Raw genomic sequence first — 24,594 nt, 5'->3', positions numbered from 1 at the left:
AACACGGCTTTTTGGTATCATTCTTTATATCAGAATTTTTGCTTCGCACTTATTATCTGCCTTTTTATTTCTATCTCTAACCCAGAATAAAATCTTTCACTGATTCCTGCTTTTCGCATTATTTTCCAAACTTCAAGTTCTTCATCTTTTAATTGATCTATAGCCCAACTAATACGCCTCTTTTGAAAATTGGTCGTATTTTCTTTAACACTCTCAATATACTTCATCGTATTGGGCAGTTTATTTACTCTTTTTTCTAACAACGATTTATTATTAATCATTTTACCTATACTGCTTACGGTTATTCTAACTGGTTTTTCTTTAGCACTTATATCTTCCACTGCTTTTTTTACCATGCCCAAGATGTGAAGGTCTCTCTGTACCCAATCAACTCTTTTATTAGTAACCCTATTTACTTTAACAACTGGGGAATGTTCCTTTAACCATTCCTTATCATTTCTATAAATTCGCATATAAAGTGATGGGTCTTTTTTTCTAAGTTCTGTTCTTGATAATATGGGGTATTGGTTAATTAAATCAATCCATTTTTGCTTCAAATCACTTTTAATATGATTTTCCTTGTTCATAGGCTTACTATTTCTTTGCTTAGAATACTTAATAATTGTTTTGGTGTCGACTTTTAATATTTTTGAGCATGCTTTATAACTCAACTGTTCTATTTCAACCAATTGATGGAGTTTGCTCAACCAAGTATCACCTAACATCTTAATACGCCCTATATTTGTTTTATCCTCTTCTGTTTTATCTGGCCCCTTACGAGAATAAACAAAGCCACAGGCACAGGAGAAGGTTCCTACCGGCCTTTTAGTATCATAGCAACGAGTAACCTTTAAATTAGTTATTACAGGCTGTAGAAAGTGTTCTGCCGCAGGATTCAAACATAGATATGGCTCTTCACCAAATGGACTATATCGTTTATTTGCATACTGTTCAATTGTATCAACCGATTCACCTAAAAAATAAATGAACAGTAAATGCCGTACAGGATGAAAAGACTTTCGATGTTTTCTTGTTATTGCCCTTAACCAACACTGTCCTTCTACACCACTTGGAAATGATTGCATCAATATTAAAAAATCGACCTTAAACTTCTTAATAAAGTCTTCTTCTAATCGCCTTTGGTCGATTGTGCCGTTTGATTTTACATACCCTTCGCGATCCAATAGGTAATGATAAATCTCTAATAAATTTAACTGATCAAATTTATAATCCTTTTGATTTAAGTTGCTACTTTCTACAGCAAAATGACGTAGCAAATCAAAGTTTACTTTTGAAACATCACTTTTATTGCCCTTCTCTAAACTGTTTTCAATGTTTGAATAAAAATACGAAGAGTTTCCTTGCCTAATTAAGATTGAACTGTCTACAAGCAAGACAGAATGCTTTAAACAAATAAATACACTTGGTAATTGGTGATATGTCCGCCAATATGTTTCTCCATTCACTTGAATATCTTCTTCAAAGCAGTTAGGACAATAGCGAAAATACATAGGCTCTTTTACTGTCCCAGCCATTTGACCTGTTGAATAATGCAAGGAAGTATTGCCACAGCCATATAACATTTTATTTCGAACACTCTGTTTATTTCTTTTGAAGTAAAATTTGTATAGTAGTTATACAATGTATGATAATTTATCCATTCATCAATACTCGAATTTAAAAAAGGATTTACTTTTTCTAATAATATCTCTAAATCAGTAGGTAAATCAGGAATAGTATATGCTTTCTTTTTTCCAAACAAATCTAAAGTTGAATGTTTATTACTTAAATTCCCTGAACGTTTATGGTATCTAGCCAACACACTATATAATAGTTCATCTTTATAAATTGAAGGAAAAAATGCTAACATCTATTTTATTTACACACCCTTACATTATTAAGTCATCTAAAGGATTTTTAATATATCCTTCTTCACATAATGCCTCATAAGCAGAGCGTTTATTCTTCTTTCCTATATCAACTATTGATTGAAGTTTATTTACTGAAATATTGCCTTTCGCTTCATTTTTCTTTTCTTTCTTTCCCTCAATGTATTGGAGTGATAGAGTCATTAGTTGTGGAATTGTTGACTCAGGTGAATTTTTCAGTGCATATTTAGCAGCGTTTTCAGCAATTTTTTCTGAAACATCTAAATTAATTAAGGATAGGATTAATTTTTCTAGTATTGGAAGTTCTTTATTTGTACGATCTTGTGCCATCTTTTCTTTTTTCGCCTGAACCCTGGCCTTAAGGTCTAATACTGGCAATCTATTTAGAATATAATCTTCAATATCCATTGGAACAATATCTTCGTATTTTGCAATGTCGCTTTGATTTCCGGATTTAAGAGCCTCCAACATAGGTTGAAGAAGTTTCAAATCTTCTTTCACTACCTTTTGTATAAGTTTAGGGGTTATTTTTTCAAGGCCAGAATTGATTGCCCTCGCTTGTGCGAGTAAATACAACTTAACAGCAACATCCACAATTCCTTGGCTCTCTTCGTAAATCGTGTTTAATAATTCTTCTGTCAGTTCCGTATATTCATTCGTCCACTGATAATCCCACATACTTGTGATTAATACTTCCCAATCATCATCTTGTTTCATTTGCTGCCATACCATGTCGCCTTGGCCACTGCTTCTACGTGCTTGTCTGAAATCCTTTTGTAATAATGCCTTGGCTTTCATGGTTCCAATAAACATTACTGGTACTCCTATTTCATTCACTAGCGTTACAAAAAAATTCATCATCATTTCTGATGCAGCACCTGATGCAGATAACGAGTGCTGAACCTCATCAATGATTAGAGCGCCTATTGAGTGTAAACGAGCGACTTGCCCCATACGAGTTACCATTGAACTAACTGAATTTGATGGCTTACCATACTTTTCAAAATAATTAGTACCTGTCAACGAATCAACTTTTTTGAAAAAGTCCATACAAAGAGTTTTTAATGATCCATCATGTGGACAATCCAATTTTAACCATACAATTTGAATCAAATTGATTGGATTTTGATGCAATATTACTTGCGGATAAAGAGATAGTACCCTTTCTATCGCAGATGTTTTACCTATTCCTGGATATCCCATTAAAGTGAAACTTGAAGCAGAAGAACGTATATCTGGCGGTAATCCAATTTCCTCTTTATTAACAAGCTTGTTGTGTAAATCAAGTAATGCTTGAACATGTTTTTTATGTAATGGATTTCGATTAACATATCCATACCTAATGAAACCTGAAAAACGCTGTTCTAGATTTAAGGTTTGATTTATAGGCTGATAAAATCTTGATAATCTTAGTAAAGCATGGTAACGATGATGACTTGATAAATTTCTTTCACTATTATGAAACATAGGTATAAAGCTAAGTTGATCAAACGCTTCTTCTTTAGAGAGTATCGGAGGTAACGCTTCAATAAGGGGATTCCCTTTATAATCAATTATTTCTTGTTCACGATACTCTGCCAATAGAACTTCAATACCACTCTCTAATTCAATTGTCTTCCCATTTTTCATTCCTTCTTCTTCCTTCTTTGCTTTTTAAATAATTCCATTATCGTAGATGTTTCAGTTTTTTCATCTTTCTGCTCAGAAGGTGCAAAAGAAATAATGTTTTTATCATTATCAATCTCAGTTACACCTATTTGAAATGCCTCATACTCTCTTCGTAAACTTTTTTCAACTTCCCGATTTTCTCTAATATTTTTTATTTTTTCCGTTTTAGTGATTTTATTATTTTCATCTTGATTTGGTGTCTTAATTGCCTCATCCACTATTCCTTCAATTTTAGAATAAAAATTAATTTCTTCTTGTAACAAACTATGACTTTCAATTTTATATGTGTTTTGTTCAATCATTAATAATTGTTCAATTTCTTCAAGTACTTTATTTTTGTATCTCTCCTGATGATCTAAAAGGAAGCAACTTTCAAAAAGTGATTTATCATTAATGTGCAGATAAATAATGTCCATGTTTCGAGGATCGTATGAAATATCAACTGTCCAACTTTTCTTTGTTCTAGCTTGTACAAACCAAGATTCCTTTATAGCTGTTTCACAGCTAAATAACCTATTTTTAAACTTTATTCCCTTTGAGGTTACTGTAGCTGTATCTCGTGGCAATAAGTAAAACTTTATAGTATTAGGATGTTCCTTCCTTAGCTTACCTGCTCTATTTTTAATGCCCCAATTCCAGAGTTTAAGAGGAGTCGGTTTTACATTTTCCCGTATCATCTGCTCATCTCTTATAATCCTTCATATAGTGATTTTTGTTATAAAATAAAACAAAATTGATTAGAATTTTTGTATATTGATCTATAGTTAACTTAGCTTCTAAACGATAATCACTAGCCCCACGTTCCCTAAAATCACTCTGTATGTAACCTGGTAAGAACGGCTTTATTTTACTTTGTGAAGTATCGAACAATTTTTCCACAATTCCCTTCCAATCTGGTCGAAAAGCAGGATTATTCTCCACTACCAAATCCAACCCTTCAATTAAACTATTCACGTTATATCCCTCCAACTCACCTCTATCCCCTAGAATAATTTCAGGAAGATGCGCAGATGGCCACATTTCATTTGAAATTTCTATACCATATCTACTGCAATATTCCTTTTTATCTGATGCTGCATTTGCTATTGCCATCATCATTCCTGCCCAAGAAGGACCTTCAAATCCGATATACATTCCTGTAATCATATGTGTATATACGTCCACCACAAAATATATAATTGGTTTACCTACAATATAATCAGAATTAAAACTAGATACCAGATACACATTACCAATAGTCGCATCTATTTGATATCGTGATCCTGGCCCCATGACTTCATAAGTTGAAGATCCTAATATTGCTCGATGATCTCGTTCAAATTTTTTCTCACCTTCTCGACTTACTATTTTTTGTTCAATACCAAATTCTTTGTTGTGCCAATATCTAAATTGTCTTAATGAAGGAATTTTATTTTCATCCTGTATTACTATATATTTTGTTCCGTTTTCGTAACGAACTTCATCTGCATAGAACTCCTTTATCATCATTTTATATGCGAATGACAATGAGTTTCTCTTGCTTGTAAAATAGTACCTTTTAATCGATTTACGAAATATTTCCCTTGTTTCATCGGTTACATTTATTCCTACACTGTTAGTGGTTCTAGGTTTTCCCCTTTTCAAAGTACCACTTTTTTATTTCTTCCCTTACCTCCAGAGTTTTACTATAATCCGGAAGCAAACTATTCATAGTTTTTCCCTCTCTGCCAGTACTTTCTCAAATATTTATAAGCAGTCATTTTTGTACATACTTTATTATTTACAAGTTCATTTATTAGCTGCCCACGTTCTTTTTTCTTATAAATTGAAGGTTCATCATTCACTAAGTTTTTGATAATTGCCCACGCTGTGTCTCTCTTTTGTTTCATTCCCTCAGGTAAATTAATGTGGTTAATTAGTATGTTTGTGTGATCAGATTCAATTTGGAAGTATGAATTTTCTATAAATCCTTGATGTATATCTTTAACTTTTAAAAGGAATGGTAAGGCATTGGAATCTTCTATATCAATTGCATATGTAACGATGTTACTTTCATCAATCCAAAGTAGACGATATACTTTATTACACGTCAAGTCTTTAATTAATTCATTAACTGATATTGTAATCAATGTTATCCTCCTTAGAAACATTCATAATAATTTGATCTAAAGTTAGATTGCTTGGGTTAATTTTCTTACTCATATCAATCGAAATATATTTTCGAGCTATAAAATGTTTTATATAACTTAAAGATGAGCCTGTTTCTAAGTTATAATCCTCATCAAATTTATTACAAACTATACTAATAAACTCTCTTCGCTATCTTTTTTTAAAATCAATAAATGCAATAATAAAGTAGAATAGCTTATATCTTCTTCTGCTAAATAATAAGATTTATGTATCCATAGAATATTGTTTGCTAGTTGTTTAGGAATTTCCTTTTCAGTTATGACCCCCCAACTTATTCCTTGTATCTCCCAATACTCTCGTTCAATTTCAAACTTTTCAATTACTCGTTTATCTTCAAGTTGTTCACTTGGTTTTACAGTTCTAGCGATATATTTTCTTTCAGAGTTTTTTACTACTGTTATAAAGAAATCTGTTGTCATATCTATCGGTATACCTGAACTATTATCTTTAGAGTGCTTAATTCCTTTCTCTTCAGCTATACGATGAGTTGTTTCAACATTTAAAGGAAACTGTTCTCTTATGTCTACCACTGTATCTTCCCAATCTAATAAGAGAAAAAAGTCTCTTTCCAAGTTAGACAACAATTCATGCTGTCTCTTCGCGGTCCACCCTATTAATGAGAAGCATTTCCTTGTGACGATATATCTTGTATTTTAATCCAAGGTATATAATTTGATAGTTCCCCTTGACCTCGTCCTTCTTTAATATAGTCATTTCTTTTTTTCTAGACCAACCGTATTTCCTTTTAGACATGTAAAGCACCGCCTCGTCGACATAATTATGGTTCAAAAAAATAATTTCTAAAATTATTATAACTTTTTGACTTACTTGCTGTATTGTAGTTTAATTTATTCCATTTTATAAAAGTATTTATATTACAATCGTTTACACATAAAAAACGTCCTTTAAAGAGTGGACGTTTGCTAATTTTAGAGAAAGAAAATACTATACTTTCTTCGATTCACATTATGTTTTTAACAGCCCTTGATTATATACAATCCACTTCTCCAATTCTCTTTCTACCGCTCGATTTTGCCATTCAAACCAAATCCCAATACACTCACTACAATGACTGTCAACACCGATTTTATTATGCAAATCCTTGACATGTAAAAATGGTCTTTTTACGACACTTATAACAGTAGATTTCAATCTCTTTATAAAATTCCATAAATATTACCTTTCATTTTATTTATATTCATTTCCATTAAAGGGACAAAAAATACATAAAATCATTAAGGTATTCTTTTGTATTAACTAAATAAAAATGTTGTTAAGTTGTTAAAAATTTCAATTGAAATTTTAGAAAAAAGATTGAGTATTTCTATAGGGTAGGTTATTTAATATGAACCACGACCAATAACCCTAGATATAAGAGTTATGTAATAGAAACCAATAAAAAAACCTCCATGGTATTTGGAGGTTTTAATAATCTATTTATATTTAATTTACTTCAACTTGCCCCATCATACCATTTTCTTCATGTTCAAGGACATGGCAGTGGAACATGTATATGCCCTTATTATTAAACTTCACTGCTAATTTAACTGTTTGACCAGCTTCAATTCGAGACAGTATCCTTCCACCCTTTTAAATTTAAAGGAGGTTCTTGACCATCAATCGACACGATTTTAAATTGAGTGCCATGTATGTGGAAAGGATGTGTCATACCAACCCATCATATCAGGTTTCTATTATAAATTTCCCAAATTTCAGTCTCACCCTGCTTTTGAGTGAAATCAATGCGATTCATATCAAACTGGTTTCCATTTATGAAACCATTGTCCATACCAAATAGTTCAAGCTTCTTAGAAACTGGTAAATTTTTCTCTTCTTCAGTAACACTAAAATCATTTAATTTTTCTGAAATTTTACTTGTACTTGTAGTCTTTTGTTCAATTTTAAATGGTAAAAGGGTAGTACCTTCATCATTTATTGTACCTATTAATGCTATATCAGTCTTGTCATCCATTTTTGAAAAGTCCACTATTACCTCTGCTCGCTCCCACCTGGTGTTAAGGTAATTTCTTTCATATCAGTTGGTTGATTTAAGAAACCACCATCAGTAGCAATTTGTTGGAATTATCTCCGGTATTCAATTTAAAATATAATTACGAGCATTAGAACCGTTTAATAAACGAAGTCTTACTTTTTCTTTACCAACTGTAAGTTTAGGATTCAACGTACCATTAATTAATAAAGTATCTCCAATTGTACCATCTCATTAAGGACTGCTTGATAATTTAATTGCTTTTCTTCAGTAAATTGTCTATCTTGGAATACTAATGGAAAATCATTCACACCATATTCATTTGGTACATTGATTTCTTGTAGTTTTCATCATCTATATAAATTAAACCAGCTAAACCTTTATATACTTGCTCTGCTGTAGCACCTTCTGGATGTGGATGGAACCACAGCGTAGATGCTCCCTGATTAACTGTAAAATTTACATCTTCTGTTACACCTGGCTCTAGGACTTGATGTGGGCCGCCATCACCATTTCCAGGGATTTCTAATCCATGCCAGTGAAATGTTGTTGGTTCAGATAAATCATTTTTAGTTCTAAACGTTACCGTTTGATCTTTATTAATACGAATGATTGGCCCTAAAAAGGAACCATTATATCCATATGTCTCTGTTTTAGTTCCCTTAAAGATTTCTGTTGTTCCTTGTTGAGCAGTAATATCAACAATTCCATTTTTAGGTTCAATAATAGGTGGGAGCGCAAGCTCATTTTCCCCATTTGAATTATTTAATGCTAATGGATTGTTATGACTCGCATGACCATTTTCCATGTATATCTTTATTATCCATACCCTCCATGTTTTTCATTTCTTCATCACTCATATTGGAATGGTCCATACCAGACATATTACAATGGTCCATATTTGAATTATTATTAGATTCCGAATTACCCGCACTACATCCTCCAATTATAATAGCGCCTACTAATAATGAAGTAATCAAAAGTTTAGATTTCATTATGTTTCCTCCTTTTATTCTTTACATAGGCACTATAACAAATAAATATGGAGAATTTATGGATTTGAAATTAAATGAGACAAATATTAACCACTCTATCTAAGAAAACTTTGAATAACTTTTTTTATTTCTTAACTTTCCAAAATCAAAATGATAATTGAAATTAATAAGATACTTATTACAATTTCCATATTAAATTTACTTGCAGTAAAACCATATACTGCACCTGCTTCAAAGATTAAAGCTGGTATTTTTCCAATCGTACTAGCAAGCGTAAATGTGCCTAAAGACACCTTAGAAAATGCACTAGTAAAAGTCACAAGACCTGATGACATAAAAGGTAAAATCCTTAAACTGACAATTATCCAAAATGCATCAGAACCTTCCAACTCCTTTAATTTTAAAAGTTTAGGGTGCAATACGAACGGTCTTTTCCATTTATTGATTCCTTTTCTATATAAAATAAAGCTAATAACTTCATCAATTGATTCACCGATAATAGAAATCAGCAAACCGTTGAATACTCCAAAAAACACAAGGTTAGTGGCTGTAAAAAAACACTTGGTAGTACACCTATAATACTAACCAAAGTATTTATCATTAAACTAACCAAAATTGCAAATAATCCAGATTGTTCTAGTAAATGAAGTAATTTTTCTTCCATGATTAAACGCTATCTTTTTTAACCTATTACTTGCATATAATGAACTATTGTTAATAAAAACAACTGCCTATTAGCCTAATGCTTCATAACTATTAAAAAATGCTCCCTTATCCAATGTTATAATTCCCTTACGTGGATCTCATTACTTCCACAGTAGTATCTCCCACAGATAATAGTACCATTGTATGTAAATTTTGATACATTTGATGGTATTACTGTTTCTTCAATAATCAGCCCCCTTTAACCTTTGGTGGTGAGGTCCAATGTTACCCATGTAATAACTGGTATTCCTGTCTAATATAATTTGTTATTTCTTTTATTGTTCTTCCACTAATATTTTTTGCTTGTAAATCTAACTTTCTCTCTGTGATAAAATTATTAGCTGCTTTGACAATTGGTTCGGCAAAAACATATGTACCCGTTTCTAGATTACTTGGCTCGCCGCCATATGCTTGATTAGGATTTGGCCCATACTTTTTTTTTCATTTTGTATTCAAAAGATTGTTTAGGTAAATAATTTTGATCCATTTCTAATTTAGATGTTTCTGCACCATAGTAATTAAGTACTGCTGTAAGAGTAGTTATTTCACACCCATTTGGTAGTTCAGGATTTTGTAGAATTACAGGTACTCCAAATCCTTTATTATGATTTACTGCATATGTTTGAACCAATATGGATTGTGTAGATGACGTATAGTAAATTTTTTTTCTGTTAAATACATCCCTGTTGTAAAATTGTCTGGACTCCCTACTTTTACTGTATAAGTTTCATTTGGTTGTAAATTATAAAATTCTGCCTCACCTTTATCCAAACTAATTGTTGAATCTATTTCTTTCCCTTCTTCATCGAGTAATTCCACATATAGATCATTAAGTGGATCTCCACTAAAATATCAACTGTTAAAACTGCTATTTTATTTGAATTGATATTTTCGTTTTGTACAACCCTTTAAAAAAACTACTAATACTCCCAAAGTGAAGATAATTCCTCTCTTTCTAATTTCCCACGCCTCCTCAGTTATTGTTATATTATTAAAAATGAATATAACGAATAATTATGAGAAATTATGGATTAAAATTAAAGGATATTATAGAATTCAAAACTAAAAAAGATGTCCAATTTGTCAAAATTGACTCGTCGAACATCTTTAAGTATTTAATTTTTATGGAGAAGATAATTCACTTTCCGTTAGCCATTTATGATTTTTTATTTTTTCACCATTAGTAGAAGTGTAGTCAACCACATACACAGTAGTTTCTTCTGCGGAATCAATTTTTGCAGTTACCCCTCCCATACCCTCCATATGATTAGCATTTATAATAACCTGTGTTCCTGGTTCAAATGGCTCTGAACCAGCACCTTCTCTCTATTTCTTCTTGAATGACCCACTTATGATTTGTTACTGGATTTCCACCATTTGTAGGAGCGTAAGATATAGTATAGACTATTGTATCGTATGCCCCTACAATTGTTCTTCAGCTCCATCCATGCCTTTCATGTGATCTGCATGAATTATTGCTTTTGTCCCAACTCCAAACTTAGGATTTTCAGCTTCTTTTAAACCTTCAGGAAGTTCATTTGAACTAAGGATTCATTTCAGAATGGTCCATACCTTCCATATCTTTCTCGGCCATTTCATTTGTCTGCATTTCTTGTTGACTTTCTTTCTTATTTGTATTTCCTGTACATGCAGAAAGCATTAATGCAGCAACTATAGTAACAAGACTCATTATAATTTTTTTCTCCATCATAGTCCTCCTACTCGCAGGCTTGAATTTTTGTATTCCCAATCATCATAAATTTACTTTAGGGATATTTCATACAGTTTTTCTTTATTTAGAATCACCAAGAAAATTTAATATATACATTTTAAAGATACCTTCCTTATTCATTTTTAAAACCTGGATTGTCAAAAATGTTGAAACAGCAAAAGGGGTAAGGGCTTTTTTTAAATTAATTCATATAATGAGATTAACCAATTTTTTAAGGTAGCAGTATAACCATTGATAACGAAGCTTTTAAAACATTTTCTGATTCTCAATTATTAATTGAATCTATTGAAAAACTAGGTGATGAATTATTTGCATTAACTGTGGAAATTGCATTGAATGTCTTAAAGACTGTAAGTAGTGAAGATGGCCAATTTACAAGCGATTTTTCTTCGCCATCAAGTTACTTGCAACAACAGATAGATTATTTGATTTCTGAATTAAAAATGGTAAACGAAATTATACAAAGTAATGAAAACGAAGCAAAATAATATTTGTGATTGTATCCATATGCTTCAAAATTAATACCCTACTTTTATTTTGAGACTAAACATTTTTTATTTCACCGTCATCTTATTTATCAAAAAATAGAGCTTATCTAAATATATAGATATACCTTATGCCCTGTTAATAATAACTGGGCATTTTCAAATAAGTATCATTGTATTTAATTTGACAACTCCATTTGTATATCAATTACAAAATCAAAGCTAATTACTTAATTATAAACTTGCCAACCATACCAAGCTCCTTATGTCCTGGAATAGTACAAACAAATTGATATTCTCCTGTATTAATGGGAGTAAAACTCATTTTTTCTGTATTTTTAGGCCCAACATGGAGATGAATCATATTCTCCTCCTTTTTGTGATGTACATGATTATTACTACTAATAGTATTTGATGTTGGTATTGTAACTTCAATATCATGTTCTATATTATCTTTATTAATTAATTCTAATGAAACCGTCATTCTTCTCTCAAAATTACTTCAGAGGGCGAATACTTCATATTTTCTGTTTCTATAGAAATAATCTTAATCTCTTTCTTTTCTAATTTATTTTGAGCGTTCGAGTGTAGATTATGATCCACTAAAGAAGAGTCTTTAATAAAGTTTATTTGTTTTTCGGCAAAAGGAATGCCCCCAAAAAAGTAGAAGAGTATAAAAACCGAAAAGAAGAAGGGTGTTAAAAAGCCCATTTGACTTTGGAATGTTTTTTGACTTTTACTTGGAAGTAGCGCAAATAAAAAAATAGTGAAAATTGATAGCAACAGAAAAATTCTTATTAATACAATGGATTGCCCGCCATCCACCATTTCACCTAACATTGCCCCCATCATACCAGCCATTAAACCTGCCATTAAACCTTCTAACATAGGTAATAATCCAAAGTTGCAACCACTTAAAAAGCCAATGCTTGCACCGAGAATAATTGAAATAATCGTTGAGTAAAACAAGTTCCCTTGAAGGTAACTCCAAAAAGTATTCCTAATGTTAGCCCTACATTCATACTAAAAAACATTGAAATAGTCATACCTTGCATAGGCTTAATAGTCTTTTTCATAATTCTTGAAACCATTATGACAATTAACAATAAAAACATTAGTGATACTAAGACAAACATTTGATAAAATCCCACATATCCATCCTTTAACAATTTAATTAGCCTGTCTAAAATACACACCGTATACCTTATATAGGTATGCTCGAAGAGAGTATTTATTTTATTATTACTTGATTTAAGTTTTATTTTATCTTCAAGTAACATCACCTAGTTATTATTGCAGTGAGATTACACCGAGTATATTAAGTCACCAATTTTAATATTCTGCACAAATCAGTAATATAAATGAAAAATTCAGTATCTCTATTCCATGCTATTCTTACTTTAATCAAAAAAGCGATTGCTTTTCGAAAGGAGTAAGTTTAGTGAAAAAGAGATGGTTACTACCGGTTTTTGCGTCATTTGTAATTTTTTCAGGAATAGGTATGAATGATGCTGAAGCAGCATCAGTTACTGATTTGACGAGTACAGCGAAAGATTATATAGGAGCTCCTTATAAATATGGTGGGAATGATATTAATACAGGTGTAGATTGTTCAGCATATACAAAGTTTATATTTTCTAAGTTAGGTATTTCTTTAGAGCGCACATCTAAAGACCAATATCAGCAAGGTACTTCTGTTTCTAAAGATAGTTTAAAAGCAGGTGACCTCGTATTTTTTAATACTTCAGGCAACGGCATATCTCACGTTGGAATATACATAGAGAATGGTAATTTTATATCAGCTACTCCAAGTTCGGTGTTAGAATTGATAAATTAAACGATCCTTACTATTGGGGTTCTCGTTATATAGGTGCAAAACGTATTGCAAACTTTACTACAAATGAAATAGCTCAAGCAGAAGTTAAAGGTGAAGAGATAGACTTTTCCATTTATGCCTCACGTGGAGCAGTAGCCATACAGCTTGCTAAAGCTTTAGCATTAGATACAAGTGATACAAACTCGAAGTTTCCCTGATGTTAAATCATCTTCTGAACAAGCTGGAGCTATAGTAGCACTAAAAAAACTTGGAATTTTTAATGGAGATAGTAATGGTAAATTTAACCCAAATTCACCGATTCTCGCGGTCAATTAGCAAAGGTTTTAGTTGAAGCATTTGATTTAGAACAACAAGGAAAGAACCAAAGAATTTTACAGATGTAACGAGTACTCATTGGGCCAAAAATTTTATAGCAGTTCTTTCATCAAATAAGATTACGCAAGGTAAAGGTGATGGCACATTTGGCGTAAACGACAAAGTAACATTAAATCAATTAAATATCTTTATAGAACGATTAACTCGATAAATTTTGTTCGAGGACTTAAATTAAAAATGGCGGCTCATTTATTCAGAGCCGCCATTATAACCTTCCCAGAACTTCTTAGAGTAAAACTAATTTATTAACTCTTCTTTTCCTATCCGTTTTAAAAATTTGAAAAACGTTTCTCGTTTTTTTCCATTCTGTGAATATACATTTATAATCTTTTCTATTTTATCGTACAATTCATCTGGTGTTAGATTCTCTTGCAACAAAGATCCCACCTCTGCATCTTTCCCTTTTGCTTTTCCTCCAACATATAAATTGTAATGGTCTTTAATTTTCATAATCCCTATATCACTTAACATTGGTTCACCGCAACCAACAGGGCAACCTGTGTATGCAACTTTAAGAGTGAATGGTACAGCTTTTCCTGCTATACGATTATTTATTTCTTTTGCTACTGGCATCCCCTCTTCTTCTTCTCCTTTGCAAAAATTACATGTTCTCAAACTCTTTACAAAGTTGCCAACTGGATAACAAGATAAATTAACACGGTTGAATTCTTCAATTATTTCTTCTTTTTTATTTTCCGGAATTTCTAGATAGAGTTGTTGGAAGGTTGTTAACTCAAGCTGTGCGTCGTCTTCCATATATTTGGTGATCGTTAAAAGTTGTTTAGAATTTAGTTTTGCCCCAAATTCTATTCCCCCATTAACGGCAATTTTAATTTTTTTATCTTCATTACTCATACCAATTTTCCTCCATACTTTCCCAAACAATTAAATTTTGCTCTTTACCTACCTAAGGATGGTTTATCTGATGAAATAGTAAGTTAAATTATGTCAGTTAAACTATTGCGTATTTCTTTATAAGTAAACCCAATAGAGTAAAGTTTACAATTGAATTAAAGGGTTATTTATTATCTAATTTTACTCTTTGTAAGCGTAATGCATTTAAAAACTACAGATACAGAACTAAAAAAATGCCATCGCCGCACCTGCTACCCATGGAGCAAATAGACCTATTGCAGCAATAGGAATACCCAAAGTATTGTAGGCAAATGCCCAAAATAGGTTTTGCTTAATATTCCGCATTGTTTTTCGACTCATTAAAATAGCATCTGCAATACTACTAAATCGCCACGAATTAACGTAATACTATATCAGCAGCTTCCATGGCAACATCCGTTCCTGTACCAATGGCCATACCGATATTTGCTGTGGCCAATGCCGGAGCATCATTAATACCATCTCCCACCATCGCTACATTTTTCCCTTGTGCTTGTAGCTTTTTCACCTCGTCTGCTTTACCTTCAGGCAATACTTCAGCGATAACTTGATTCACGCCTACTTCTGTTCCTATCGCTTGAGCTGTAAGTTCATTATCACCAGTCATCATAATGACTGTAATGCCCATATTCTGTAGTCGGTGGATTGCCTTTTTGACGTATCTTTAACTGTATCAGCAACAGCTACTAAGCCTGCATACTGACCATTAATGGCAGCAAGCATTGCTGTTTTACCTTTTCGCTCTAACTGCTCCATTGTTGGTAAAATATTATCAATATTGATTCCGTATTGTTGCATTAATTTTCGTGTACAATGACAACTCCTTGACCTGACACAGTTGCCTGCACACCATAACCTGGAATAGCCTCAAAAAATTGAACTTCTCCTAATGCTATGCCACGTTTTTCTATGCCCTGTACTATAGCTTCTGCTAACGGATGCTCTGACTGTTTTTCAGCAGCCCCAATTAATGATAAAGAACGAGCTCCTCCTGCTCTGAATCTAAAAGAACGTCTGTAAGAACAGGCTTACCATGTGTTACTGTACCTGTTTTATCTACAACCACTGTATCAATACTTTGTGTTTGTTCTAAATGTTCTCCACCTTTAAATAAAATACCAAATTCAGCTGCACGACCTGAACCTGCCATTATGGAGGTTGGCGTTGCTAACCCAAGCGCACAAGGGCAAGCGATTACAAGTACTGCAATTAAGACCTCTAAAGCTGGTGTAAATTCTCCTGGGCGAACCCAAATGATCCAAACTAAAAATGTGACAATTGCAATGCCAACAACAATTGGTACAAAAACCCCCGAAATTTGATCTGCTAAGCGTTGAATTGGTGCTTTTGATCCTTGAGCATCCTCAACCACTTTAATGATTTGTGCTAACGCTGTGTCACGACCAACCTTTGTCGCTGTCATTTTAATAAATCCATTTTTATTAATCGTCGATCCAAATAATTGATCGCCTTGCTTTTTATCAACTGGTAAACTTTCACCTGTAAGCATTGATTCATCAACAGCTGTTGTTCCCTCTATTACCTCACCATCTACAGGTATCTTTTCACCTGGTTTCACTGAATAACATCGCCAATGATAACTTCTTCTAAAGGAACCTCTTTTTTCTACACCGTCACGTACAACAATAGCGGTTTTAGCTTGAAGTCCCATTAGTTTTTTTATGGCTTCAGATGAGCGTCCTTTTGCTTTGGCTTCAAATAATTTACCTAATAATATTAATGTAATTAATACAGCACTCGTTTCAAAATAAAGATTTGGACCATGATGCGACCCTATCGTCACAATCGCTTGATAAACACTATAAAAATAAGCTGCTGATGTCCCCATGACCACAAGTACGTCCATATTAGCACTACCATTACGTAAAGCTTTATATGCCCCTACATAGAATTGCTTACCAACAATAAATTGCACAGGAGTAGCCAATACCATTTGGATCCACGGATTCATAGAAATTCTGGGACATATAAAAATGATGTAAAGGAAAAATGTCCAACCATCGTCCAAAGCAGCGGTAAAGAAAGAATAGCCGATAAATAAATTTTCGTTGTTGCTGTTTAATGGCCTTTTCTCGATGGTCCACTGTTTCCTGTTCATCAGCCTTTTGATGAGCCCCATAGCCCAATTTCTCCACCTTCGCAATGATGTCTACGATTGACACTTCAGATGGATTAAACTCAATCATTGCTTTTTCCAGGGCTAAGTTAACATTGGCAGAAGAGATACCACTTAACTTATTTAACCCTTTTTCAATGCGAGTTGCACAAGCTGCACATGTCATACCTGTAATATCAAGTTCCGCCTTTTGTTTAACAACCCCATAACCAAGTGCTTCTATTTTTTTTTCGAAATCTTCTTCACTTAATTTTGCTGGATTGTACTTAATAGATGATTTTTCAAGCGCTAAATTAACAGTCGCTTGTTCCACACCATCCATTTTATTTAAACCTTTCTGATACGAGTTGCACAAGCTACAAAGGTCATTCCTGTGATCTGAATGCTCGCTTCTTTTAATGTATTACTCATATCTGATGTTCACCTTCCTCATACCCAATAGGGGTATATATTTTTGAAAACAAGAGAGTGCATTTATGCACTCTCAAAAATATTATTTTACCTCATATCCCTGTTCTTCTATTGTTTCCTTAATTTCTCAAGCGATACTTGGGTATTCATTAAACGATACTTCAACTTGTGCATCTTTTAAATTCACGTTTACTTGATCAACACCTTCTAATTTCCCTAAACTTTTTTCAACAGTATTTACACAATGACCACATGACATTCCAGTTACCTTTAAGATTCTATTTTCCATAAAAATCCCTCTCTTTTGAAATATTTTTATAAAATGTAAAAGGGTATTAATAATTTTTTTATATTTCCTTTTAACTTTCGAATTGTGATTTTAACTTATATTGGCTTCATCACTTTTAATGCAGTTTATCATTATCAAACAAGCTTTCTTTAAACGATAAATTTGTAATTACATCATCACCGTAAATTATCAACCTCCTCTAAACACACATTCATGTTACCATACCCCAGTTAGGTATGTAAAGTGGTGTTTTAATTTACTATATGCGTCACTAATTATGCAGTATATGTTAAATATCACGTTTATTTAACATTCAAACACTGTGACTTAATTAAATTTTTTAGCAGTCCATCAAAAAACTCTGCTCCTAAATAAGCAGAGTTTAAAACATTTTCGTGTTAGAAGAATTACTTTTATTTATCATTGATTCTTCATTTATAAAATCAAATCTTCTACACAGCCATTTTTTTACATACTTCAGCGCATCGGTAACATGTTTCTGCACATTCTTGCAATGTTTATGATGTTCATGTTTTTTACAAACATCACCACATGCCTGACAAATCTAGACATAATTGACAAATTTGCTTTACGAATGGACTACCAGACTGCATCGATTTAGCAGAAAATGCACAAATATCGGCACATTCTCTAAGGGTACGAATGCACTAAACATTTTAACATCATCTTCTTCTAGACATTCATGATAACATTTATTACATTCCTTCATACACTCTAGACAAGCTTTAATACATTCTTCATAGCTCATTTTCAATTTTAAATACCTCCTGTTAATTTAGTCTGTCTTATTATAACCACTCCTATTTACTATATACCCCATTCAATCATAACTAATCTTCCCTATTGATATTAAACGGGTCTTCGGAATATATAGTGGAATTACTTTCTTAATAGTTTAAAAACAACTGGTGTTTAAATCGGATTTTCTGGTGGGATGTTAGGATAATCAATAGTATTATATAAAAGTATCAATCACATACGAGTGATACTTTGGGAAAAAAATAAAATAGTCCAATTTACTTGACCGTGTACTATGGTACACGGTTTATAATATTCATGGGGTGAAATAAGATGATTTATCGCATTAGTGAGTTTGCAGATAAATGTGGAGTTAATAAAGAAACGATCAGATATTACGAGCGAAAAAATTTATTACAAGAACCTCACCGAACGGAAGCTGGTTATCGGATATATTCATATGATGACGTTAAGCGTGTTGGGTTTATTAAACGAATACAGGAACTTGGTTTTTCTTTAAGCGAGATTTATAAATTACTTGGTGTTGTAGATAAAGATGAGTCTGTTGTCAAGATATGTTCGAATTTGTTTCTAAAAAAACAAAAGGAAGTGCAAAAACAAATAGAGGATTTAAAACGAATTGAAACTATGTTAGACGACTTAAAACAACGATGTCCAGATGAAAAGCAATTACATTCGTGTCCAATAATAGAAACATTAACATGAGAGATTAATTAACGAAAGGAGCTTTTTTATGAATAAATTTAAGGTAAACATTTCAGGAATGACTTGTACGGGTTGTGAAAAACACGTAGAATCAGCACTTGAAAACAGAGGTGCTAAAAATATTGAGTCTAGTTATCGTCGTGGTGAAGCAGTATTTGAACTGCCCGATGATATTGAGGTTGAAAGTGCAGAAAGGCGATTGATGAAGCAAATTACCAAGCCGGAGAAATTGAAGAAGTATCATCACTAGAAAACGTGGCGTTAATTAATGAAGACAATTATGACCTTCTTATTATTGGTTCTGGTGCTGCTGCCTTTTCTTCGGCAATTAAAGCTATAGAATACGGTGCAAAAGTTGGAATGATTGAGCGTGGAACGGTTGGGGGAACCTGTGTGAATATTGGCTGTGTTCCGTCAAAAACTCTTCTTAGGGCAGGGGAAATCAATCATTTATCAAAAGACAATCCGTTTATAGGTTTACAAACATCCGCTGGAGAAGTGGATTTAGCTAGTTTAATCACGCAAAAGGATAAATTGGTGAAGCGAACTTCGGAATCAAAAATATATGGATTTAATTGATGAATATAATTTTGATTTAATTAAAGGTGAAGCAAAATTCGTTGATGCTAGTACGGTTGAGGTCAATGGGGCAAAGTTATCTGCAAAACGCTTTTTAATTGCAACAGGTGCATCGCCTTCGTTGCCCCAAATTTCAGGACTTGAAAAAATGGACTATTTAACTAGTACAACACTTCTTGAGTTAAAGAAAATACCAAAAACGATTAACTGTAATTGGTTCAGGATACATTGGAATGGAGCTTGGACAACTATTTCATCATTTAGGTTCAGAAATAACGCTTATGAAAAGAAGTGAGCGACTTTTAAAGGAGTATGATCCTAAGATTCAGAGTCAGTTGAAAAAGCGTTAATTGAACAGGGTATAAACCTTGTCAAGGGGCAACTTTTGAGCGTGTTGAACAAAGTGGAGAGATAAAAAGGGTTTACGTAACAGTAAATGGCAGTAGAGAAGTCATTGAATCAGATCAGTTACTTGTTGCCACTGGAAGAAAACCAAATACGGATTCTTTAAATTTAAGTGCAGGTGTTGAAACTGGAAAAAATAATGAAATCCTGATCAATGATTTTGGTCAAACAAGTAATGAAAAGATTTATGCAGCAGGAGATGTGACTTTAGGACCACAATTTGTATATGTAGCAGCCTATGAAGGTGGAATTATTACTGATAATGCTATTGGTGGATTAAACAAAAAAATAGATTTATCGGTAGTTCCTGCTGTTACGTTTACGAATCCGACGGTTGCAACGGTTGGTTTAACAGAAGAACAAGCAAAAGAGAAAGGGTATGATGTGAAGACATCTGTATTACCTTTAGATTATCTTTGAAGAGCAATTGTAAACCGTGAAACAACCGGTGTATTTAAACTAGTAGCAGATGCAGAAACACTAAAAGTATTAGGGGTTCATATTGTATCTGAGAATGCAGGAGATGTCATCTATGCAGCATCATCTTAGCTGTTAAATTTGGCTTAACGATAGAAGATTTAACAGAAACCCTAGCACCATATTTAACAATGGCTGAAGGGCTAAAAATTAGCTGCACTTACGTTCGATAAAGATATTTCGAAATTATCTTGTTGTGCAGGCTAAGGAAGTTTTTTTACAACTCCCTATTCAAGTGAACCAGCTAATGCTTTAAGGGATTTTCTAAGTGCATTTGTGGTCACAAAAATAATTTAACACTGATGATTTCGACATCAAATCTATAATTGATACCTTAACACCGCAGAGTAATAAAGGATGAATAATATGTCAGACTTATTATCCCTACCAGACATTAAAACAATAGAACCGCCACAAGAAAATGAAACCGATATGATGAGTTGAAGCAGTCGGACCACCTGAACGTTGTCCTGAATGTGGTTTTGACAAGTTGTACAAACACAGTTCAAGAAATCAACTAATTATGGATTTGCCCATTCGTTTAAAGCGAGTGGGCTTACAATTGAACCGTAGACGATACAAGTGTCGTGAATGCGGATCTACCTTCTGGGAACGCCTAATATCTGTAGATGAAAAGCGTAGTATGACCAAAAGGCTTTTAAAGTCCATTCAAGAGCAATCCATGTCTAAGACCTTTGTAGAAGTCGCAGAAAGCGTTGGTGTTGACGAGAAAACCATTAGGAACGTTTTTAAGGACTATGTGGCACTCAAAGAACGTGAATACCAGTTTGAAACTCCTAAGTGGCTTGGGATAGACGAGATACATATTATCCGTAGACCTCGGCTTGTATTGACTAATATTGAACGCAGGACTATTTATGACATCAAGCCTAACCGTAACAAGGAAACAGTCATCCAACGTCTTTCAGAAATCAGTGACAGGACTTACATTGAGTACGTCACAATGGATATGTGGAAGCCCTACAAAGACGCAGTGAACACTATCCTTCCACACGCTAAAGTTGTCGTAGATAAGTTTCATGTAGTTAGAATGGCTAATCAAGCCTTAGATAACGTCAGAAAGTCTTTGAAAGCCCATATGAGCCAAAAAGAAAGACGTACCCTTATGCGTGAAAGGTTTATCCTTCTAAAGCGTAAACACGATCTAAATGAACGTGAATCATTCCTCTTAGATACTTGGTTAGGTAATCTTCCTGCTTTAAAAGAAGCCTATGAACTCAAAGAAGAGTTTTACTGGATATGGGATACTCCTGATCCAGATGAAGGTCATCTTCGTTATAGTCAATGGAGACACCGTTGTATGTCCAGCAACTCTAAAGACGCATATAAAGACCTCGTGAGAGCCGTAGACAACTGGCATGTCGAAATATTCAACTACTTTGATAAAAGGCTCACTAATGCTTATACGGAGTCAATTAACAGCATTATTAGGCAGGTAGAGCGAATGGGTAGAGGTTACTCGTTTGATGCCTTACGAGCCAAAATCCTTTTCAATGAGAAGCTCCATAAAAAGCGTAAGCCACGATTTAATTCAAGTGCTTTCAATAAAGCTATGTTATACGATACTTTCAATTGGTATGAAGTGAATGATCACGACATTACAGACAACTTTGGTGTCGATTTTTCCACACTTATTAAGAATTTGGAGAGGGGTGATTTATAAGCCCTTTTCCACCATAAAATCCCAATACCCTATTAAACTAAGAGAAGCTTCATGAGACCTATCATCATACTAATTATGATTCCCATTCCTATGATTGAATAACTAATTACTTTTAAGTCATCTTTTTTTTGCAATCGACAGTATTTTTTATAACTAACTTCTCCATTTGCGAACATAAGACCAAATTGATCAGGTTTAATTGAATAAAATACACCATTCTCGTCTTCTAAAATTAGTTTTGTTATAAGGTTCTCCCCTGTTCCATTTTTGATTATGAGATTGCTTCTCGAGCCTTCAATCCTCACCACTTTGTATATGGAGTTCCCCAAAATCTTTTCTGTTATATGAAAAGCTTGATCTTCTATAAAGTTGTTATTTATACACACTTATATCCCCCCTCGTTCACTAAGCTTCTGATATACTATATGTAAAATTTAATATATAGTTTGGGGTACCGTCAGGAAAATGCAGATTTACAACGTTAAGGAAATTATAATAGAAAAAAGTCCAATTTCTCAGTATCATAAAAATTTATCATACAGCAGATTCACCTCGGTATGAACGAACTAAGTCAGAAGTCATTTTTTGTATGCGAGCTCCTTTATATTTAGTAGTGAGCTTTCCCTAATTGGTAATTGGAAGTAATGGGTGATATACAAGCCTTTCTGTATATCACCCATCATTTAATAAGGGATCACCTAGTTTGAATGTGTTAAAACACCCTAAAATTATAAGTTTAACATTAATATCCGTCTTGGTACTTCAACTTTCCTGAGTTAACTAAATTAACTTTAACTTTTAAATGCTTTATACTATGTTTATTTAAGTAAAACGAGTCTGCTTTCACTTCTTCTTTCCATTTACTTGGGTTTTGTCGATATAATGATTCCCCTAATCTGTAGATATCTGAATTTATTTCTATTCCTTTTTCAAAGGAGTTTAGAATTTCTAACTTTATAATATCTTCAGTTTTTGTAACCAACTCTTTATCATTAATTTCCTTGATTTTCTCATTGATTCCGGCTTGCACTTCAACTGTAATATTAAAAAGTATTGGTTTACTATTCATAATAGGGGTAATGGTAATCTTAGGTTTCTCTACCACTACTGAAACAACAGCGCTATCATTCTAACAATCCACACAGGAGATCCAACGGTTTTTTCATCCATCCATCTTAGACCGTTTAAATCAGTCTCAGAAAGCCAGCCTTCTAGGCGATTATTTCTTATGAAAAAAGCACCATCATTTCTTAATAATGGTGCTTTTTTTGTTCTTCTTTCCAGTTTTCCGTCGAAATTTTAACTGATGGAATTAAAGCTGTTTGTCCCATTGGATCGCTATCTCTAATAAATTGATGAAACTGTTTAGGTTGTATATAAGATCTCTGTTTATAGCTTTCATATGGTTCATGGAGATGGTTTACAATCCCGACAATGTAAAAAACGCTTTTGTTTTAACAGATTTCTCATGGGTTCCTTTGTAGCATATAAGAGAATATTATAGCGTATTTCTCGGTATCGATTAATAAAATCAATCGAATCTTTAATATCTTGTTTTAGGAGTTGTTCACTCAAAATTAGCGTAGAGACATGTCCCCAAAAAAGTCTTTGTTGTGCATCTTTATATAATTGATTTAATGCTTCCGTAATTGTAATGCCTTCCCCTCTTCCTATCCAAACTGGTGGTTGTTTATCAGGTCTTGCCCCTTCTAACTTAGCAACATTAGAAAAGTCAAGTAACTGAGCATAGGCTATATATTTTCCTTCTTTAAAATCTATACCAAGAGCTGCTACATAATAAATATCTTGTACTTCTTTAATATTCCAGCATCCAGATAATATTGTGCTAGACAAGAGTATCATGGTTATTAGTTTTAGTTTGTTCAGCTTCACTCTTTCCCTTCTCCTTCATCAGTTTTAGAACTATCATTGGTCCGAAGGTAACTTACTCTATGCCCATAACTTCTCCACGGTAAGCGAAATAATGCCTTGAAAAAATCAGAACTAGATTTTGGGGAAAACCAAAGCTAAGTAAGGTATCCCAAAGGAACGCAATCTAGAAAGATAAAGAACGATTACAAATCCCCCAAGCATAAAACCATATAACCCCATTAAAATTGAACATAATAGTACAAAGCCTCTGAGTATGGATATGGTCCTGCTAGTAGTTGGTTTACTAGGGTATATCCCGCAATAGCAGATAAAGCAGTAATAACAATCACAGATGGGGAAATAAAACCCGAACGGATTGCAGCATCCCGAATGATTAATAGTCCGCCTACTACTGAAAGGGTTTGACCAAGTGGGGAAGGAATCTTTGACCAGCTTCACGGAACATCTCAAAAAGAAACAAAACAATTATAAGCTCAAGTGGTGCTGGAAATGGTA

27 protein-coding genes and 7 pseudogenes are annotated in these 24,594 nt (G+C 33.2%); 5 read left to right on the top strand and 29 right to left on the bottom strand.

What is annotated here, in order from left to right:
* Positions 1-29 precede the first annotated feature (29 nt).
* From AC6BKE_RS04465 to AC6BKE_RS04375, 19 genes and pseudogenes are all read right to left on the bottom strand, one after another.
* Positions 30-1,535, bottom strand: a complete 1,506-nt coding sequence (locus AC6BKE_RS04465; protein ID WP_499856002.1) for a TnsD family Tn7-like transposition protein — start codon at positions 1,533-1,535, stop codon at positions 30-32.
* Positions 1,520-1,870, bottom strand: coding sequence for a TniQ family protein (locus tag AC6BKE_RS04460; protein WP_499856001.1), 351 nt, complete (start codon positions 1,868-1,870; stop codon positions 1,520-1,522). Before AC6BKE_RS04460 ends, AC6BKE_RS04465 begins: the two co-directional genes overlap by 16 nt.
* Positions 1,871-1,889: 19 nt before the next feature.
* Positions 1,890-3,518, bottom strand: coding sequence for an ATP-binding protein (locus tag AC6BKE_RS04455; protein WP_036079781.1), 1,629 nt, complete (start codon positions 3,516-3,518; stop codon positions 1,890-1,892).
* On the bottom strand, positions 3,515-4,234 hold the full coding sequence (locus AC6BKE_RS04450) for a Mu transposase C-terminal domain-containing protein (RefSeq protein WP_499855999.1): 720 nt from the start codon (positions 4,232-4,234) through the stop codon (positions 3,515-3,517). Before AC6BKE_RS04450 ends, AC6BKE_RS04455 begins: the two co-directional genes overlap by 4 nt.
* 4 nt (positions 4,235-4,238) lie before the next feature.
* Positions 4,239-5,180 carry a TnsB C-terminal domain-containing protein gene (locus AC6BKE_RS04445; protein ID WP_499855996.1) on the bottom strand — a complete coding sequence of 314 codons (942 nt, stop codon included), beginning with the start codon at positions 5,178-5,180 and terminating at the stop codon, positions 4,239-4,241.
* A 59-nt stretch (positions 5,181-5,239) separates the two neighbouring features.
* The gene (locus AC6BKE_RS04440) at positions 5,240-5,665 is read right to left on the bottom strand and encodes a hypothetical protein (RefSeq protein WP_499855994.1); all 426 of its coding nucleotides are present in this window, start codon (positions 5,663-5,665) and stop codon (positions 5,240-5,242) included.
* Positions 5,646-5,837, bottom strand: coding sequence for a TnsA endonuclease C-terminal domain-containing protein (locus tag AC6BKE_RS04435; RefSeq protein WP_499856433.1), 192 nt, complete (start codon positions 5,835-5,837; stop codon positions 5,646-5,648). Before AC6BKE_RS04435 ends, AC6BKE_RS04440 begins: the two co-directional genes overlap by 20 nt.
* The gene (locus AC6BKE_RS04430; RefSeq protein ID WP_499855992.1) at positions 5,834-6,307 is read right to left on the bottom strand and encodes a TnsA endonuclease N-terminal domain-containing protein; all 474 of its coding nucleotides are present in this window, start codon (positions 6,305-6,307) and stop codon (positions 5,834-5,836) included. Before AC6BKE_RS04430 ends, AC6BKE_RS04435 begins: the two co-directional genes overlap by 4 nt.
* A gap of 862 nt (positions 6,308-7,169) precedes the next feature.
* Complete coding sequence (locus tag AC6BKE_RS04425; RefSeq protein ID WP_499856431.1) at positions 7,170-7,292, bottom strand: multicopper oxidase domain-containing protein; 123 nt, start codon at positions 7,290-7,292, stop codon at positions 7,170-7,172.
* Positions 7,288-7,395 (bottom strand): multicopper oxidase domain-containing protein, encoded by a 108-nt coding sequence (locus AC6BKE_RS04420; RefSeq protein WP_499855990.1) that lies wholly within the window; start codon positions 7,393-7,395, stop codon positions 7,288-7,290. The genes AC6BKE_RS04425 and AC6BKE_RS04420 overlap by 5 nt, the downstream gene beginning before the upstream one ends.
* 9 nt (positions 7,396-7,404) lie before the next feature.
* Positions 7,405-7,713 carry a cupredoxin domain-containing protein gene (locus AC6BKE_RS04415; protein WP_499855988.1) on the bottom strand — a complete coding sequence of 103 codons (309 nt, stop codon included), beginning with the start codon at positions 7,711-7,713 and terminating at the stop codon, positions 7,405-7,407.
* Positions 7,714-8,023: 310 nt separating this feature from the next.
* Positions 8,024-8,524 carry a multicopper oxidase domain-containing protein gene (locus AC6BKE_RS04410; RefSeq protein WP_499855986.1) on the bottom strand — a complete coding sequence of 167 codons (501 nt, stop codon included), beginning with the start codon at positions 8,522-8,524 and terminating at the stop codon, positions 8,024-8,026.
* A complete protein-coding gene (locus AC6BKE_RS04405; protein ID WP_499855984.1) occupies positions 8,499-8,711 on the bottom strand; it encodes a hypothetical protein in 213 nt (70 codons plus the stop codon). The genes AC6BKE_RS04410 and AC6BKE_RS04405 overlap by 26 nt, the downstream gene beginning before the upstream one ends.
* 131 nt (positions 8,712-8,842) lie before the next feature.
* Positions 8,843-9,253: pseudogene (locus tag AC6BKE_RS04400) on the bottom strand (TVP38/TMEM64 family protein); the annotation flags it as partial.
* A gap of 578 nt (positions 9,254-9,831) precedes the next feature.
* Positions 9,832-10,047: a C39 family peptidase gene (locus tag AC6BKE_RS04395; protein WP_499855982.1), complete on the bottom strand. Its 216-nt coding sequence runs from the start codon at positions 10,045-10,047 to the stop codon at positions 9,832-9,834.
* Positions 10,026-10,235 carry a hypothetical protein gene (locus AC6BKE_RS04390; RefSeq protein WP_499855980.1) on the bottom strand — a complete coding sequence of 70 codons (210 nt, stop codon included), beginning with the start codon at positions 10,233-10,235 and terminating at the stop codon, positions 10,026-10,028. Before AC6BKE_RS04390 ends, AC6BKE_RS04395 begins: the two co-directional genes overlap by 22 nt.
* Positions 10,236-10,538: 303 nt before the next feature.
* Positions 10,539-11,127 (bottom strand): annotated as a pseudogene (locus tag AC6BKE_RS04385) (YdhK family protein).
* A 732-nt stretch (positions 11,128-11,859) separates the two neighbouring features.
* Positions 11,860-12,117, bottom strand: a complete 258-nt coding sequence (locus AC6BKE_RS04380; protein ID WP_499855978.1) for a plastocyanin/azurin family copper-binding protein — start codon at positions 12,115-12,117, stop codon at positions 11,860-11,862.
* The gene (locus AC6BKE_RS04375) at positions 12,114-12,602 is read right to left on the bottom strand and encodes a hypothetical protein (RefSeq protein ID WP_499855976.1); all 489 of its coding nucleotides are present in this window, start codon (positions 12,600-12,602) and stop codon (positions 12,114-12,116) included. The genes AC6BKE_RS04380 and AC6BKE_RS04375 overlap by 4 nt, the downstream gene beginning before the upstream one ends.
* A gap of 472 nt (positions 12,603-13,074) precedes the next feature.
* Here AC6BKE_RS04375 and AC6BKE_RS04370 point away from each other — a divergent pair.
* Positions 13,075-13,996: pseudogene (locus AC6BKE_RS04370) on the top strand (C40 family peptidase).
* Positions 13,997-14,082: 86 nt separating this feature from the next.
* On the opposite strand, the gene AC6BKE_RS04365 reads toward AC6BKE_RS04370, so the two are convergent.
* The 7 genes and pseudogenes from AC6BKE_RS04365 to AC6BKE_RS04335 form a co-directional block, all read right to left on the bottom strand.
* Complete coding sequence (locus tag AC6BKE_RS04365; RefSeq protein ID WP_009374077.1) at positions 14,083-14,700, bottom strand: NAD(P)/FAD-dependent oxidoreductase; 618 nt, start codon at positions 14,698-14,700, stop codon at positions 14,083-14,085.
* Positions 14,701-15,097: 397 nt separating this feature from the next.
* The gene (locus AC6BKE_RS04360; protein ID WP_499855974.1) at positions 15,098-15,349 is read right to left on the bottom strand and encodes an HAD-IC family P-type ATPase; all 252 of its coding nucleotides are present in this window, start codon (positions 15,347-15,349) and stop codon (positions 15,098-15,100) included.
* Entirely contained in the window at positions 15,346-15,537 is a 192-nt protein-coding gene (locus AC6BKE_RS04355; protein WP_499855972.1) for a hypothetical protein, read from the bottom strand. Before AC6BKE_RS04355 ends, AC6BKE_RS04360 begins: the two co-directional genes overlap by 4 nt.
* Positions 15,538-15,706: 169 nt before the next feature.
* Complete coding sequence (locus tag AC6BKE_RS04350) at positions 15,707-16,687, bottom strand: HAD-IC family P-type ATPase (RefSeq protein ID WP_499855970.1); 981 nt, start codon at positions 16,685-16,687, stop codon at positions 15,707-15,709.
* Positions 16,656-17,198 (bottom strand): heavy-metal-associated domain-containing protein, encoded by a 543-nt coding sequence (locus tag AC6BKE_RS04345; protein ID WP_499855968.1) that lies wholly within the window; start codon positions 17,196-17,198, stop codon positions 16,656-16,658. Before AC6BKE_RS04345 ends, AC6BKE_RS04350 begins: the two co-directional genes overlap by 32 nt.
* Positions 17,199-17,414: 216 nt before the next feature.
* Positions 17,415-17,576: a cation transporter gene (locus AC6BKE_RS04340; protein ID WP_499855966.1), complete on the bottom strand. Its 162-nt coding sequence runs from the start codon at positions 17,574-17,576 to the stop codon at positions 17,415-17,417.
* 452 nt (positions 17,577-18,028) lie between these two features.
* Positions 18,029-18,345, bottom strand: a pseudogene (locus tag AC6BKE_RS04335) (four-helix bundle copper-binding protein).
* A gap of 323 nt (positions 18,346-18,668) precedes the next feature.
* On the opposite strand from AC6BKE_RS04335, the gene merR reads away from it, so the two are divergent.
* The 4 genes and pseudogenes from merR to AC6BKE_RS04315 all read left to right on the top strand — a co-directional run bounded on the left by merR (position 18,669) and on the right by AC6BKE_RS04315 (position 22,834).
* Positions 18,669-19,061 carry a mercury resistance transcriptional regulator MerR gene (gene merR / locus AC6BKE_RS04330; protein WP_499855964.1) on the top strand — a complete coding sequence of 131 codons (393 nt, stop codon included), beginning with the start codon at positions 18,669-18,671 and terminating at the stop codon, positions 19,059-19,061.
* 28 nt (positions 19,062-19,089) lie between these two features.
* A pseudogene (gene merA, locus AC6BKE_RS04325) lies at positions 19,090-20,729 on the top strand (mercury(II) reductase).
* Positions 20,730-20,888: 159 nt separating this feature from the next.
* Positions 20,889-22,206, top strand: a pseudogene (locus tag AC6BKE_RS04320) (ISL3 family transposase).
* A 520-nt stretch (positions 22,207-22,726) separates the two neighbouring features.
* Positions 22,727-22,834: a sunset domain-containing protein gene (locus AC6BKE_RS04315; RefSeq protein ID WP_434801665.1), complete on the top strand. Its 108-nt coding sequence runs from the start codon at positions 22,727-22,729 to the stop codon at positions 22,832-22,834.
* Between the two features lie 114 nt (positions 22,835-22,948).
* Here AC6BKE_RS04315 and AC6BKE_RS04310 read toward each other — a convergent pair whose 3' ends face one another.
* From AC6BKE_RS04310 to AC6BKE_RS04300, 3 genes and pseudogenes are all read right to left on the bottom strand, one after another.
* Positions 22,949-23,311: a Ger(x)C family spore germination C-terminal domain-containing protein gene (locus AC6BKE_RS04310; RefSeq protein WP_499855962.1), complete on the bottom strand. Its 363-nt coding sequence runs from the start codon at positions 23,309-23,311 to the stop codon at positions 22,949-22,951.
* A 302-nt stretch (positions 23,312-23,613) separates the two neighbouring features.
* Positions 23,614-24,099: a Ger(x)C family spore germination protein gene (locus AC6BKE_RS04305; RefSeq protein ID WP_499855960.1), complete on the bottom strand. Its 486-nt coding sequence runs from the start codon at positions 24,097-24,099 to the stop codon at positions 23,614-23,616.
* A gap of 111 nt (positions 24,100-24,210) precedes the next feature.
* Positions 24,211-24,470: pseudogene (locus AC6BKE_RS04300) on the bottom strand (spore germination protein).
* Between the last annotated feature and the right edge of the window lie 124 nt (positions 24,471-24,594).

It is taken from the genome of Lysinibacillus sp. COL-1, assembly GCF_059814265.1.
The sequence above is the reverse complement of the archived record's forward strand: the minus strand, read 5'-3'. Positions and strand labels throughout refer to the sequence as shown.